Source organism: Vibrio sp. Vb0937 (assembly GCF_033338855.1).
In genome coordinates this window covers 1-1,197 of sequence record NZ_JAWOTK010000306.1, presented here as the reverse complement: position 1 = coordinate 1,197, position 1,197 = coordinate 1, and the positions used below count along the sequence as shown (strand labels likewise).

At 46.8% G+C, this 1,197-nt stretch carries 2 protein-coding genes; both read left to right on the top strand.

Annotation, left to right across the window (positions count from 1 at the left end; translation table 11 throughout):
- Nucleotides 1-477 (top strand): phosphoenolpyruvate carboxykinase (ATP) (locus tag R7P67_RS25295; protein ID WP_318086381.1); only part of this gene is annotated, 477 nt, incomplete at its 5' end.
- A gap of 195 nt (nt 478-672) precedes the next feature.
- Nucleotides 673-1,197, top strand: a 525-nt coding sequence (locus R7P67_RS25290; RefSeq protein ID WP_318086380.1) for an AsmA family protein, incomplete at its 3' end; no start/stop codon positions are given.

The window sequence follows — 1,197 nt, the reverse complement described above, 5'->3', positions numbered from 1 at the left end:
CTATCTGGTTTTACTGCAAAATTGGCTGGCACAGAGCGAGGCATTACTGAGCCAACACCAACATTCTCTGCATGTTTTGGCGCAGCGTTCCTAACGCTTCACCCAACTAAATACGCAGAAGTACTGGTAAAACGTATGGAAGCCGCAGGTGCAGAAGCATACCTAGTGAACACCGGCTGGAACGGAACAGGTAAACGTATCTCTATCCAAGATACGCGCGGCATCATTGATGCGATCCTAGATGGCTCGATTGAAGATGCGCCAACTAAGCACATCCCAATCTTCAACCTTGAAGTACCGACTTCACTACCAGGTGTGGATCCAAGCATCCTTGACCCTCGTGACACGTACGTTGACCCACTACAATGGGAAAGCAAAGCGAAAGACTTGGCTGAGCGCTTTATCAATAACTTTGATAAGTACACAGACAACGCGGAAGGTAAAGCACTGGTTGCGGCTGGTCCTCAACTGGACTAATACCGAAGCAAAACTGAGTGACCTGTGATTTGATGACAACAGTGACTTAGTTACAAAAATGCTCTTCAAGCCCCTCTTTTGAGGGGCTTTTTATTGAATCCCACACCAGATTGATACAAGCTAAAGCCTAACTGGGTTATTTGTATAACTGACCTCATCAGTTTTCCGACACTTCACTTACAGGTTCTGGCAGGGATGAAAACAGCGCGTCGAATTCTAATTCTCTTACTGGTGGTATTGATTGTCCTTCCGGCGACCATTATTGCGCTGTTAACCACCTCATACGCCAATTCTACATGGCAATGGGTTTCACCCTACCTTGGCTTACCGATCCAAGCGGAGCGTGTTCAATACGACTTCCCTTACCACCTTTCGCTGCAAAACGTTCGCTCCCAAGACGATCATCTGCCTTATATTGAACAAGTCGACGTATGGCTGAACCCTGACATACGACGAGATGGAAAATGGATTATCGATAGCTTGCTGATAGATGGGGTGAGTCTAAAAAAAGGCATACCGACACGGCCTAACTTAGAGTCGATCCAGTTCCACCAGATTGCGCTGAAAAATATTGATTACGCGGAGGCGCGCTTTTCCGTAACTGGATTGAGTATCCAAATCCAAGATCCTACTTGGCTAAACGCTCAACAATTATGGCCTTACGGCGCTATTCAGGCCTCTGCAGAGCAAATGTATTGGCACGGTGAGGCGATACAAAAA